The sequence below is a fragment of the Stenotrophomonas sp. STEN009 genome (genome assembly GCF_056760395.1).
On record NZ_JBRRES010000024.1, the window covers coordinates 1 to 12,298 of the forward strand.

Annotated in this window: 11 protein-coding genes; 5 read left to right on the forward strand and 6 right to left on the reverse strand. The window is 69.0% G+C overall.

Going from position 1 to position 12,298, the window contains the following annotated elements; all coding sequences use genetic code 11:
- Positions 1–168: 168 nt before the first annotated feature.
- The 6 genes from dapE to map are packed head-to-tail and all read right to left on the reverse strand — an operon-like array spanning position 169 to position 7,023.
- On the reverse strand, positions 169–1,296 hold the full coding sequence (dapE, locus tag ACVOMM_RS12225; RefSeq protein ID WP_279941828.1) for a succinyl-diaminopimelate desuccinylase: 1,128 nt from the start codon (positions 1,294–1,296) through the stop codon (positions 169–171).
- On the reverse strand, positions 1,293–1,664 hold the full coding sequence (locus ACVOMM_RS12230; protein WP_180875666.1) for an arsenate reductase: 372 nt from the start codon (positions 1,662–1,664) through the stop codon (positions 1,293–1,295). The genes dapE and ACVOMM_RS12230 overlap by 4 nt, the downstream gene beginning before the upstream one ends.
- A 31-nt stretch (positions 1,665–1,695) precedes the next feature.
- The gene (locus ACVOMM_RS12235) at positions 1,696–2,562 is read right to left on the reverse strand and encodes a hypothetical protein (RefSeq protein ID WP_445393751.1); all 867 of its coding nucleotides are present in this window, start codon (positions 2,560–2,562) and stop codon (positions 1,696–1,698) included.
- 2 nt (positions 2,563–2,564) lie between these two features.
- Positions 2,565–3,614 carry a 2,3,4,5-tetrahydropyridine-2,6-dicarboxylate N-succinyltransferase gene (gene dapD, locus ACVOMM_RS12240; protein ID WP_053518332.1) on the reverse strand — a complete coding sequence of 350 codons (1,050 nt, stop codon included), beginning with the start codon at positions 3,612–3,614 and terminating at the stop codon, positions 2,565–2,567.
- Positions 3,614–6,226 (reverse strand): [protein-PII] uridylyltransferase, encoded by a 2,613-nt coding sequence (locus ACVOMM_RS12245; protein WP_414488209.1) that lies wholly within the window; start codon positions 6,224–6,226, stop codon positions 3,614–3,616. Before ACVOMM_RS12245 ends, dapD begins: the two co-directional genes overlap by 1 nt.
- A gap of 20 nt (positions 6,227–6,246) precedes the next feature.
- Positions 6,247–7,023, reverse strand: a complete 777-nt coding sequence (gene map / locus ACVOMM_RS12250; protein WP_111185881.1) for a type I methionyl aminopeptidase — start codon at positions 7,021–7,023, stop codon at positions 6,247–6,249.
- Between the two features lie 240 nt (positions 7,024–7,263).
- Here map and ACVOMM_RS12255 point away from each other — a divergent pair, with 240 nt between their 5' ends.
- From ACVOMM_RS12255 to ACVOMM_RS12275, 5 genes are all read left to right on the forward strand, one after another.
- A complete protein-coding gene (locus tag ACVOMM_RS12255; protein ID WP_481526303.1) occupies positions 7,264–7,794 on the forward strand; it encodes a Csu type fimbrial protein in 531 nt (176 codons plus the stop codon).
- The gene (locus ACVOMM_RS12260; protein ID WP_481526304.1) at positions 7,794–8,546 is read left to right on the forward strand and encodes a fimbrial biogenesis chaperone; all 753 of its coding nucleotides are present in this window, start codon (positions 7,794–7,796) and stop codon (positions 8,544–8,546) included. The genes ACVOMM_RS12255 and ACVOMM_RS12260 overlap by 1 nt, the downstream gene beginning before the upstream one ends.
- Positions 8,547–8,553: 7 nt before the next feature.
- A complete protein-coding gene (locus ACVOMM_RS12265) occupies positions 8,554–10,908 on the forward strand; it encodes a fimbria/pilus outer membrane usher protein (protein ID WP_164150838.1) in 2,355 nt (784 codons plus the stop codon).
- On the forward strand, positions 10,905–11,951 hold the full coding sequence (locus tag ACVOMM_RS12270; RefSeq protein ID WP_065174699.1) for a Csu type fimbrial protein: 1,047 nt from the start codon (positions 10,905–10,907) through the stop codon (positions 11,949–11,951). Before ACVOMM_RS12265 ends, ACVOMM_RS12270 begins: the two co-directional genes overlap by 4 nt.
- Before the next feature lie 84 nt (positions 11,952–12,035).
- Positions 12,036–12,284: a hypothetical protein gene (locus ACVOMM_RS12275; RefSeq protein WP_481526305.1), complete on the forward strand. Its 249-nt coding sequence runs from the start codon at positions 12,036–12,038 to the stop codon at positions 12,282–12,284.
- Positions 12,285–12,298 lie beyond the last annotated feature (14 nt).

The following is a 12,298-nucleotide window of genomic DNA, read 5'->3' on the forward strand; positions in this document are numbered from 1 at the left end:
GGGGTTTTTGTGGCGGGGGGGGGCCGGGCGCACCCACACCCCCCCCCCCAACCCCGGTTTCGGGGGCCGCCAAACTGTGGGGTGGGAAACCTGGGGGGGCGTCCGCGGGCCAGGGCCCGGCGCTACCGTCGGCCAAGGGCGGCGCCGGGCCATACCCGGCGTCGTGCCTCACACCAGCAGGCGCTCGACCAGCCGCAGGTACAGGCCCGGCAGGGCCTCAAGCTCGTCCACACGCACGTTCTCGTCCACCTGGTGAATGCTGGCGTTGACCGGTCCCACTTCGATGCACTGCGCGCCCAAGGGCGCGATGAAGCGGGCGTCGGACGTTCCGCCACCGGTACTTTCTTCCGGCGCACCGCCGATGTGGTCGGCCAGCACAGCGCGCGCGGCGGCACGCAGCGTGCCTTCGGGCGTGTAGAACGGCTCGCCGCTGCGGTGCCACTTCAGCGTGTACTGCAGGCCGTGGCGGTCCAGCAGCGCGGTGATCTCCGCTTCCAGCTTCGGCGCATCCCAATGCGGGTTGTAGCGGACGTTGAAATCCACTTCCAGCTCGCCCGGAATCACGTTGTTGGCACCGGTGCCGGCATGGATGTTGGAGATCTGCAGGCTGGTCGGCGGAAAGCTCTCGTAACCCTCGTCCCAGCGCCGCGCACTCAGTTCGGCCAACGCCGGCGCCGCCTGGTGGATCGGGTTGCGCGCCTTCTCCGGGTAGGCCACATGGCCCTGCACGCCCTGCACGCGCAACTTCGCCGACAGGCTGCCGCGGCGGCCGACGCGGAGCAGATCGCCCAGCGTTGCGGTCGACGAGGGTTCGCCGGTGATGCACCAGTCGATGCGCTGGCCGCGCTCTGCGAACAGGCGCGCGACATGGCGCACGCCGTCGATCGCATCGCCCTCCTCGTCACTGGTCAGCAGCACCGCCAGCGTTCCCGCGTGATGCGGGTGGGCTGCGGCGAACTGCTCGGCCGCGATGACGAACGCGGCTACGCTGCCCTTCATGTCGGCCGCGCCACGGCCGTACAGCACGCCATCGCGGATCTGCGGGACGAACGGATCGCTCTGCCAGGCCTCGCGCGGTCCCGGTGGCACCACGTCGGTGTGGCCCAGCAGGACCAGCACCGGCGCACCGCTGCCATGGGTCGCCCACAGGTTGTCGACGTCGCCCAGGCGCAGGTGCTCGCAGTCGAACCCCGCACGCTGCAGCCGCGCCGCAAGCAGCGCCTGGCAGCCGGCATCGTCCGGCGTGACCGATGGCCGTGCGATCAGCTCGCTGGCCAGGTCCAGCACCGCGCTCACGCGCCACCCACGCCGAAGCGCGCCTTGAACCCGTTGTCGCTGAATCCCTGGCTGACCTTGCCGTCGGACGTCACCACCAGCGGGCGCTTGATCAGCTGCGGGTACTCGCGCAGCAGCAGCTTCCACTCGGCATCGGAGGCGGCCGCCTTGCGGTTGTCCGGCAGCTGCCGCCAGGTGGTCGATGACCGGTTGACCATTGCGGACAGGCCGCCCAGCTGCGCGGCCCACTCGACCAGCGTTTCCGGGCCGGGCTTGGTCTCGCGGTAGTCGACGAAGGTGTATGGCACGCCGAAGCGGTCCAGCCACTTGGTCGCCTTCTTGCAGGTATCGCAGTTCTTCAATCCGTAGACAGTGGTGCTCATGGCCATCGGCAATGCTGGAAAACAGAGGGGCAGAATCTCACAACAGACGCTCGGACACGACCCGGAACGGCACGCGTGGCAGGTGGAAGGCCAGCCCGTCGGGCAGCGCAACGCCCATCGCCTGCAGGCGTGGACACTGCAGCGTACCCTGCAGGTGCAGCGGCCGCAGATGGGTCAGCTCCACCGGCAGGTCGATGCGGGTGCTGGCCCAGTGCCCGTCACAGGTACGGGCGATGGCCTCGTCCTGGCAGGTCAGGAAACGCAGCAGGGCGTCATGGCCGGCAAAGGCCGCCGACCACGTGGCATCGTCCCAGCCTGCGGCAACCTGCCACTGCAGTCGAAGCGCCGGCGCGCTGCCGTGCCCACCTTCGATCAGGGTATGGCCGCCGCCATTGGCCTCAAGCACATGTGCGAAGCGCACGGAGAGATGAGGTTGCATGGCATCGCTGAAGGCACGCGCACCGGCGACGAAGGCCAGCTGATCCATCACGTTGCGGTCGAACAGCACGACCGGGGTGCCGTCCGGATCGTCGTCGCGGCGCAGGTACCAGCGCCAGTTGCTCTGCTGCGGCGATGGCATCAGCGCCCGCAGAGGGCCGGCCAGGGCCGGCCCGAAGTGGCCGTGGCGATAGCTGAGGATGGTGTAAGGCGTACGACCGGCATGGACCACGTAGTGATGGCCAGGCGGCGGTGACGGCGCATGACGCACATCGACCCACCAGCTCGCGTAGACCACGTCGCGCACATCGCTGGCCAGCGCCGGCATCGGCCAGCGCCGCGACAGCGCGCGGCGCAGCCGGGTCCAGCGCGGTGCGTGCAGCAGGCGCGGCAGCATCCGCGCGAACACGTTGTCGAACGGATGCCGGTAGATCGCGGACTGCGCCAGGTCGTCCGGCGCAGCCATCGTCAGTCCGCCAGGCCGCGCAGAAGATCGTTGACGCTGGTCTTGCTGCGGGTGCGGGCATCGACCTGCTTGACGATCACCGCGCAGTACAGCGAGTGCGTGCCGTCCTTGCTCGGCAGCGAGCCCGACACCACCACGCTGTACGGCGGGATGTAGCCGTAGGTGATCTCGCCGGTGGCGCGGTTGTAGATGCGGGTGCTCTGGCTGAGGAACACGCCCATGCCGATCACGCTGTGGTGGCCGACCACTACGCCCTCCACCACTTCCGAACGCGCGCCGATGAAGCAATGGTCTTCGATGATGGTCGGGCTGGCCTGCAGCGGTTCGAGCACGCCGCCGATGCCGGCGCCACCGGACAGGTGGCAATGCTGGCCGATCTGCGCACAGGAGCCGACGGTGGCCCAGGTATCGACCATGGTGCCCTCGCCGACATGGGCGCCGATGTTGGTGAAGCTCGGCATCAGCACCACATCCTTGCCGAAGTAGGTACCCCGGCGCGCGATCGCGCCCGGCACCACGCGTACCCCGGCACGACGGAACTTCGCTTCGTCGTACCCGGCAAAGCGCGATTCGACCTTGTCCCAGAACGGGGCCGGACGGGCGTCGACCACTGCCATGTCATTGACACGGAAGTACAGCAGCACCGCCTTCTTCAGCCATTCGTTGACTTTCCAGCCCCCCTGCCCGTCCGGCTCGGCGACACGGAACTCGCCGCTTTCCAGGCCGTCGATCACGCGGTTGACCAGCACCCGGGTCGAGCCCTCCAGTTCATGCAGGGTCAGCGTCGCGCGGCGCTCGAAGGCGCTTTCGATGCCGAACTTCAGTTCTTCCACGCCCGGCGCGGCCGGCCTGCGCAGCGACTTGCGGGCGATGGTCTCGGCGCGCGCGGCTTCCGCGCTCTTGGCCGGGGCCTTCTTCGGCGCCGGCTTCTTCGCGGCAGCCACCTTCTTCACCGGGGCAACGGTCTTCTTTGCGGCCGTCGCGGCAGTGGTCTTTCGGGCCGCCGCGCTCTTGGCGGTCGCGGCGGTCTTCTTTGCAGGCTTGGTGGCCATCAGGTGGGGTCTCCGGCGTTTCGATCAGGGTCCAGGCAGGCCAGCATCGCGTCATGCAGCTGCTGCCGGGCGGGTTCGGTCAGGGGGAGGTCGTGTTCGTCACTGATCACGAAGGTGTCTTCGGCGCGTTCGCCGAACGTGGCAATGCGCGCGTCATGCACGCGCAGGCCCTGGTTGCGCAGCACGAACGCCACGTCGGCCAGCAGGCCGGGGCGGTCGGGTGCGACCAGGGCGAATCGGGTTGCGCCGGGCTCATCGCGGAACTCGATGCGCGGCACGAAGCGGAAGTGACGCAGCTGCCGCGGCACCACCCGCCGCGACGGGCGCAGACGGCCCAGGTCACCGGCCAGCGCCTCGCGCAGCGCAGCTTCCAGGTTGGCGCTGCTGCCATCGGCGAAGGTATCGGCGGGGCTGACCTCAAAGGTATCGAAGATGGTGCCCGCGGGGCCGTCCAGTACCCGTGCGCGATGGATGCCGTAGCCCTTGCGGTCCAGCGTCATCACGATGGCAGCAAACAGGCCGTCGCGATCCGGCGAATGCACGAACACTTCCAGCGCGGGGTCGTCGACGCTGATGCGGCGCACCTTCACCAGCGCCTGGCCCTGCTTCACCGGCACCAGCGCAGCGGCCTGCCAGGCCAGCTGCTCCGGACGCAGGCGGATGAAGCCTTCATCAGGCATGACAGCGAACTGGCGGTCGATCGTGGCGTCGTCATAGCCCTGTTCGCGTACCAGCGCGCGCACGCTGTCACGCGCCTCGGCAACGCGCTCGGCGGCCGGCACCGGATGCTCCAGGCCCTCGCGCAGTGCGCGCCGCGTGGCGAAGTACAGATCGGCCAGCAGCCGGTCCTTCCAGGCGTTCCACAGCTTGGGGCTGGTGCCGGCGATGTCGGCGCAGGTCAGCAGGTACAGGTAGTCGAGGCGGTCGCGGCTGCCGACCAGGGTTGCGAAACGATGGATCACGGCCGGATCGGCGATGTCCTGCTTCTGCGCTGTCACCGACATGCGCAGGTGCTGTTCGACCAGCCACGCCACCAGTTCGGTATCCGAGGCACTGAGCGCATGCGCCTGGCAGAACGCGCGCGCATCCACCGCTCCCAGCTCGGAATGATCGCCGCCGCGGCCCTTGGCAATGTCATGGAACAGCCCGGCCAGCAGCAGCAGTTCCGGCTTGCGCAGCCGCGGCCACACTTCATGCGCGATCGAGAAGCGCTCGTCGGCACGGCTGCTGGCGAACTGGCCGATATTGCGCAGAACCATCAGCGTGTGCTGATCGACGGTGTAGACGTGGAACAGGTCGAACTGCATGCGCCCGCTGACCTGGGCGAACGCGGGAATCCACTGGCCCAGCACACCCAGCCGGGCCATCCGCGAGAGCGTGTCGACCGGGCGCTGGCCACGCAGCAGCGCCATGAACTGCTCACGCGCATCGGCATCGGCCTGGTCATAGGCGGGCAGCAGCGGCAGCGACTCGGCCAGTGCGCGCGCGGTCAGCGAATGCAGGCCACGCACCTGCGGGTTGTTGGCCCAGCCGGCGAACAGGGCGAACACCTGGCCGATGTCGCCGCGCGGCCACGCCGCCTCGTTCGCCGCCAGATAGCCGCGGCGCAGCGAGAAACCCACGGTCAGCGGTTCCGGCAGCGCTTCGCCGTCGAACTGCTCCTCGAAGCGTTGCAGCAGGCGGTCGCTGATCCGGCGCACCACCGAAGCGGCGCGATAGAACCCCTGCATCATCTTCTCGACGCCCAGGTTCTCGGCGTCGTCCTCAAAACCCAGCCGCGCGGCCAGTGTCTTCTGGTAATCGAAGCGGAGGCGCTCCTCCGGCCGCCGTGCCACCAGGTGGAGGCCGAAGCGCAGGCGCGCCAGCACCGCGCGCTCGCGCTGGAGCGCCGCGGCTTCGTCGGCACCCAGATGGCCCAACCCGACCAGCGCCTCAAGGTCGCGAACGCCGAACGCGCGCAGCGCCATCCACCCCAGCGTATTGAGATCACGCAGCCCGCCGGGGCCATCCTTCAGATCGGGCTCGAGGTTGTCGGCGGTATCGCCGAAACGCTGGTGGCGGTTGCGCAGTTCCTCCAGCTTGGCCAGGAAGAAGGTGCGCGCCGGCCACAGTCCGCTGTCGTCGTCGGTTGCTTCGCGCAGCGCCCGGCGCGCCGCATCGTCGGCCAGGATCGGGCGCGCTTCGATCAGCGCGGTCAGCACGGTCTGGTCGGCGGCCGCCTCGCGGCACTGCGCCGCCGAGCGCACGGCATGGCTGACCGCCAATCCGCAATCCCACAGCAGGGCGAACAACCGCGCCAGGCCCGCTTCGTGGGCGAGCTGCGCTGGCGGCGCGCCGAACACCAGCAGATCGATGTCAGACCGTGGGAACAGCTCCCCACGGCCGTAGCCGCCCACTGCGAACAGGGACAGCCCGCTGTCGGACGGCAGGCAGCGCTGCCACGCCAGCCGGATCAGGTGATCGGCCGCGCGCGCGCGCAGTGCCAGCAGGCGCTCGATGTTGTCGCCCTGGTCGAAACGGCGGTACAGCCGCGCATCGGCCTGCTGCAGCGCCTGCCGTGCAGCGGAAGCCCAGTCCGGGTCGTTGAGCGACGCGGCCGGCGTGTCCAGCAGCGAACTCGCCGGCAGCATCCTCAGGAGACCTGCGATTCGCCCGGCGACAGGGTCAGCACGTCAACGCCGGTCTCGGTGACCGCGATCATGTGCTCCCATTGCGCCGACAGCTTGCGGTCCTTGGTCACCACGGTCCAGCCATCCGGCAGCACCTTGTTGTAACGGGTGCCCTCGTTGATCATCGGCTCGATGGTGAAGGTCATGCCCGGCTGCAGCACCAGGCCCTGCCCCGGGCGACCGTAATGCACCACCTGCGGCTCGTCGTGATAGACCTTGCCGATGCCGTGGCCGCAGTACTCGCGCACCACGCTGAAGCGCTCGCCTTCGGCATAGCTCTGGATCGCGTGGCCGATGTCGCCCAGGGTCGCCCCCGGACGTACCGCGCGGATGCCGCGCCACATCGCTTCGTAGGTGGTCTCCACCAGGCGGCGCGCCATCACCGACGGTGTGCCGACGAAGTACATGCGACTGGTGTCGCCGTGCCAGCCATCCTTGATGACGGTCACGTCGATGTTGACGATGTCGCCGTCCTTGAGCACCTTGCCTTCGCTCGGAATGCCGTGGCAGATGACATTGTTGACCGAGGTGCACACGGTCTTGGGGAAGCCGCGGTAGCCGACGTTGGCCGGAATGGCGCCCTGCACGTTGACGATATGGTCATGGCAGATGCGGTCCAGTTCCTCGGTGGTGACACCGGGCTTGACGTGGGGGGTGACGATGTCCAGCACTTCGCTGGCCAGGCGGCCGGCGATGCGCATCATCTCGATTTCCTGCGGGGTTTTCAGATTCACGCTCATGGCGCCCATTATCGCCGATCCGGCCGCAATCTGAACGAACGCCACCCAACTGGACGTTCCCGGCCATGCACAGTTCCGGCAAGGCGAGCGAAAGCGTGATCGCGCCCACATTCCGCAGCCCCTGTTTATCACGGATTACAGACACTTGGCGGTCCTAAGCTGGCGCCAGCGTCGCCGAAGCGGCCTCGAACGTGCCGCCTTCGCCTTGTTCAACGGACCTTCGGGTCAAGGAGGTTGTCCATGCGAATCCCACTGCGCTCCTACCTTGCCGGGGCCATGACCGCGCTGCTGCTGGCCGGCCCGGCGCTGGCGGCCGATACCACCACCTTCAACGTCACCCTCGTGGTCACCAAGGCCTGCACGATCACGGCCGCGGCCGCCACCAACGTCGACTTCGGTACCGCCGCATCGACCACCGCGATACCTACCCTGGGCCAGGGCACGGTGACCGCCCAGTGCTCTGCGCTGACCCCGTATACGATCGCGCTGAACGCGGGTGCGAACGCCGGTACGGCCGGCGACGTCACCACCCGGCGCATGAAGAACACCGACGCGGCGGTGACCGCCAACAACTACGTCGGTTACCAGCTGTACCGCGACGCGGCACACAGCCTGGTCTGGGGGTCGACGACCGGCACCAATACCCAGGCCGGCATCGGCACGGGCCTGGCGGTCCCCTACATCGTCTACGGCCAGATCCTGAACCTGAGCACCAACAACGCGGCCGCCGGCAACTACCTGGACACGATCACCGCCACGATCACTTATTGATGGAGCACGCCTCCATGTCCCGACCCCGCCTGTGGCGCGCCGCCGGCGTGGCGTTGCTCGCCTGCCTGCTGGCCAGCGCCATGGCCACCTCCGCCGCCACCAGCCTGCAGGTCGCGCCCACCACCCTGCAGCTGGAGCCCCGCCAGCGTGCCGCCGAGCTGTGGCTGACCAACAGCGGGACCGCGCCGGTGAAGCTGCAGGTGCGGGTGTTCCGCTGGGTCCAGCAGGATGGCAGGGAGCAGCTGCTGCCTACCGATGGGCTGCTGGCAACTCCACCGATGCAGGAACTGGCCGCAGGCCAGCAGCAGCTGGTGCGGGTGATGCGCACGGACAGCGAGGCACCGGCCTCCCAGCAGCATTACCGCCTGATCGTCGACGAAGTGCCGGACCTGGCCACCCGCGCCAGCGGCATGCAGTTCGTGCTGCGCTATTCGATCCCGGTGTTCATCCAGCCGGCTGGGGGCACGCCGGCGCCGCGCCTGCAGGCACGCCTGCTGCGGCTGGACGATGGTCGCAGTGGCGTCGAGATCGGCAATTCCGGCGACAGCTACGCGCAGATCGCCGACCTGGCGCTGGGCAGTGTCGAACGCCCGCGTATCGTCCACCCCGGCCTGCTGGGCTATGTGCTGCCCGGCCAGGTGATGCGCTGGCCCGTGGAGCGCACGGCGGTCGACCGGGACAACGACCAGATCACGGCCAAGATCAATGGCGAGTCGACGCAGACACCGCTATCGCCGCCACCGGCTCGCTGAGGCGGTGGTGGGCACGGTGCTCGCTGCCGCGTGGGTTCCCGCGGCTCCGGCCGCCGACGTGTCCGGCATCTCCGGCGTCTCCGCCGATGCCCTGCTGCCTCCCCCGACACCGCTGACGGCCAGCCAGACACTGTACCTGGACGTCTCGCTGAACAGCACGCCGCGAGGCCTGCTGCCCTTCACTGAAGCACGTGGCCGCCTGCAGGCCAGCCCGGAGGTGCTGCGCCAGCTCGGCTTCAGTGCCACCGGCGATGCACCGGTGTTTCTGGATCAGATCAGCGGCGTGGTCGCGCGCTACGACGCCCAGCTGCAGACACTGGCGCTGGATGTGCCGCTGGACCAGCTGACCCTGCCCACCACCCTGCTCGGCCGCCCGCAGGTGCGTACGCCGGCCGGCAGCGCCTCGCCGGGCCTGCTGCTCAACTACGACGTGTACGGCAGCCGCATCGAAGCACTCGGTAACCTTACCCTGAGCTCGGAACTGCGCCTGTTCGGCATCGGCAGCGGCACCTTCGAGAACACGGCGGTCACCCGTCGCTACCAGCAGCCGGACGACCGTCACTGGCGCAGCGAAAGCGTGCGCCTGGATACGCACTGGACACTGGATTTTCCCGAGTCGGCGACCACGCTGGAGATCGGTGATTTCTACAGCGGCTTTGTCGACTGGACCCGGCCGGTGCGACTGGGCGGCGTGCAGGTCGGACGCAACTACGGGCTGCAGCCCTACCGCGTGCTGACACCGACGCCCGGCTTCCTGGGCGAGGCGGTGGTGCCGTCAACGGTGGAGCTGTACGTCGACGGGTTGCGCCAATACAGCGGCCAGGTGCCGGTCGGACCGTTCCAGCTGGCGGCACAGCCGGGCATCAGCGGCACCGGCACCGCGCAGGTTGTGGTGACCGATGCCTTCGGCCGCATGCAGACGCTGGATTTCAGCTTCTATGGCACCCAGCAGCTGCTGGCCAAGGGCCTGTCCGACTGGTCGGTCGGTGCCGGACAACTGCGCGAAGCGTTCGGCGAACGCTCCTTCGAGTACGACAGCCGCACGGTGGCCAGTGCCAGCTGGCGTGGTGGCATCAGCGACACCTTCACCGGCGAAGCGCACGCCGAAGGCGGTGGCGGCCTGCTGCAGGCCGGCGTCGGTGGCTGGTGGCTGGCGGGCGAGGCCGGCGTGTTCAATGCCGCCTATGCGCACAGCCGCCTGCAGGGCCTGCAGGGCGGCCAATGGGCACTGGGCTACAGCTGGAACAACCGCCGCTTCAATTTCAATGTGCGCAGCGTACGCACCCACGGCGACTACCGCGATCTGGGCGCGCTGCAGGACAACCTGCCCCCGCGCATCAGCGAACAGGCCACTGCCGGTCTCGATCTGCTGGGGCTGGGAACGCTGAGCGCAAGCTACCTGCGGCTGCGCTACCCCGATGGCGACGACAACCGCTATGCCAGCCTGTTCTGGTCGCGCACCTGGAGCCAGCGCTGGTCGGCCTACCTCTCGGTCAACCAGAATCTGGACAGCAGCGACGACCGCAACATCTACCTGTCAGTGAGCGCGAGCCTCGGCAACAACCGTCAGGCCAGCCTCTCCAGCCAGCGCAACGGCGACAGCCAGGCCTGGGTGGCCGATATCACCCAGCCGGTCCCCGGCGATGGCAGTGCCGGCGGCATCGGCTGGCGCGCGCAGGTGCGCGGGGGCGACGAGGGCACAGGCGGCCTGGCCGAGGTCGGCATCCTCAACGACGTGGGGCGTTACGCGCTCGGCGCATCGCGCCAGGCCGGCATTGACTACGCCTATGCCAGCGCCAGCGGCAGCCTGGTGTGGATGGACGGGCACACCTTTGCCACCCGCGAGGTCTCCGATGCCTTCGCGGTGGTCAGCACCAGCGGCGTCGCCGGTGTCCCGGTACGGCTGGAAAACCGCCTGATCGGCGTCACCGACGACCGTGGCCTGCTGCTGGTCAGCCCCCTGCTGTCGTGGCAGCGCAACCGGGTCTCCATCGACACTCTCGACCTGCCGGCGGACATGCGCGCCGACCGCGTCGAGGACTGGGTGACACCCCGCCAGCGCGCCGGCACCGGCGTGACGTTCCATCTGCGCTCGCGGCCGTCGCTGACCCTGGTCCTGCAGGACATGGCCGGACAACCGCTGGAGGTGGGCAGCGAAGTGCAGCTGCCGCAGGGTCGCCAGGCCACCGTCGGCTACGACGGCCTGCTGTACCTGGAGGACGTGGCGCCGGGCAGCGTGCTGTACATCACCACCAGCCGCAGCCAGTGCCGGGTGAAGGTGCCGGCCACACCGGAAGTGGCTGCCAGCGGCGCCCGGCCCCGCCCGGCACCGGTACCGTGCATTCCCGAGGTGGCGCCATGAAGGTGCCCCTGCTCGGCCTGCTGCTCGTGCTCGGCCTGCTGGCCGCCACACCGGCGCACGCGGCGGCGGTGTGCACGGCCACCGCCAACCCCACCCTGCCGTTCGGCAACGTCAACAGCAATGCCCCCGGGCCCACCTCGGCCACGCTGAACATCACCGTCACCTGCACGACGGCGGCGCTGAGCCTGCTGGCCACTACCGGCGTGCGCGTGTGCGTGGGCATCGGTGCCGGCAGCGGCGGTGGCAGCAGCAGCACCTGGCGGACCCTGCGCACCAGTACCGGCACCCCTCCCGACACCCTGAACTTCCAGCTCTACAACAATGCCGGCTACAGCCAGGTCACCGGCCTGGTTCCCCGCGGTACGCCGCCAGCGCAGGAGCTGACCATGACCTACAACGTGCCGCTGGTGGTCGGCGGCAGCGGCGCGCAGTCCACCCAGCTGTTCGCACAGATCCCGGCCAACCAGGTGCTGGCCGCGGGCAACTACAGCAGCACCTTCAGCGGCGCCGACGTGGTGCTGACCTGGGCCTGGAACGAAGTGCTGCTCGGCAACGCCACCGTACCGGCCACCTGCAACGGCGGCGCCACCGGTACCAACAGCGCCAGCGCGGCCTTCAGCTTCATCGCGACCGCGACCGTGCTGCCACAGTGCGGCAGCTACCTCACCACCCCTCTGGACTTCGGCAACGTCACCGGCAGCATCACCAGCAACATCGACCGGACCGCCACCCTGACCCTGACCTGCCTGAAGAACACGGCATTCCAGATCGGCCTGGACAACGGCCAGAACAATCCCCCGGCCACCCCGACCCGGCGCATGCGCACCACCATCGGGGGCAGCAGTTACTACCTGGCCTATGAACTGTACCGCGACAGTGCACGCAACCAGCGCTGGGGCAACACGCTCACGGTCGATACCGCCAGCGGAACCGGTACCGGCAGTGCCCAGCAGCTGACGATCTACGGCCGGGTGCCGCCGGTCACCGGCCAGCCGCCGGCAGGTACCTACAACGATGTGGTGCAGGTGACGATCACCTACTGACCGGTGCCGCGAGCACCTGCCCCTACAGATCCGGCGCGCCCGGCCGATAGCGTCCAGCAGGTATCCCGGCACGGTGGATGACAGGTGGTTCGCGCAGTTCCGATCCTGGCGATGATGCTCGCCGCCCCCCTGGCCTGGGCCGAGCCGGCAGCCCCGGTGCAGGTGCGCCTGGTCGTAGTGGAAGCCTGCCAGGGCGATGCCGGCGGCCGCGCGTGTGCCGTTCCGCACCAGCGCAGCGATGCCCCGCAGCTGCCGGCACAGCTGCGTGAACTCGCCCCCGCGCCAGCCTCGCCCACCGACGACGCTTCCACCGCGCCGACATTCATCTACTGATGCCGACATTCATC

What these genes read in the sequence shown, in the direction of transcription:
- ACVOMM_RS12270 (WP_065174699.1), top strand. Translation starts at nt 10,905, where the DNA reads ATGAAGGTGCCCCTGCTCGGCCTGCTGCTCGTGCTCGGCCTGCTGGCC.
- dapD (WP_053518332.1), bottom strand. Translation starts at nt 3,614, where the DNA reads ATGGCCACCAAGCCTGCAAAGAAGACCGCCGCGACCGCCAAGAGCGCG.
- ACVOMM_RS12255 (WP_481526303.1), top strand. Translation starts at nt 7,264, where the DNA reads ATGCGAATCCCACTGCGCTCCTACCTTGCCGGGGCCATGACCGCGCTG.
- ACVOMM_RS12235 (WP_445393751.1), bottom strand. Translation starts at nt 2,562, where the DNA reads ATGGCTGCGCCGGACGACCTGGCGCAGTCCGCGATCTACCGGCATCCG.
- ACVOMM_RS12260 (WP_481526304.1), top strand. Translation starts at nt 7,794, where the DNA reads ATGGAGCACGCCTCCATGTCCCGACCCCGCCTGTGGCGCGCCGCCGGC.
- map (WP_111185881.1), bottom strand. Translation starts at nt 7,023, where the DNA reads ATGAGCGTGAATCTGAAAACCCCGCAGGAAATCGAGATGATGCGCATC.
- ACVOMM_RS12230 (WP_180875666.1), bottom strand. Translation starts at nt 1,664, where the DNA reads ATGGCCATGAGCACCACTGTCTACGGATTGAAGAACTGCGATACCTGC.